1 protein-coding gene is annotated in these 241 nt (G+C 53.5%); it reads right to left on the bottom strand.

From position 1 onward, the window contains the following. Nucleotides 1-241, bottom strand: a 241-nt coding sequence (locus AABK37_RS42190; RefSeq protein WP_432557302.1) for a hypothetical protein, incomplete at both ends; no start/stop codon positions are given.

Below are 241 nucleotides of genomic sequence, written 5' to 3'. Positions count from 1 at the left end.
CCTTGTCAGCAGCTTCCTTCTCAGCTTTCTCCTTGGCAGCCTTGTCAGCAGCTTCCTTCTCAGCTTTCTCCTTGGCAGCCTTGTCAGCAGCTTCCTTCTCAGCCTTGTCAGCAGCTTCCTTCTCAGCTTTCTCCTTCTCAGCCTTGTCAGCAGCTTCCTTCTCAGCTTTCTCCTTGGCAGCCTTGTCAGCAGCTTCCTTCTCAGCTTTCTCCTTGGCAGCCTTGTCAGCAGCTTCCTTCTC

Source organism: Tolypothrix sp. VBCCA 56010 (assembly GCF_050875635.1).
GTDB lineage: Bacteria > Cyanobacteriota > Cyanobacteriia > Cyanobacteriales > Nostocaceae > Hassallia.
The sequence above is the reverse complement of the archived record's forward strand: the minus strand, read 5'-3'. Positions and strand labels throughout refer to the sequence as shown.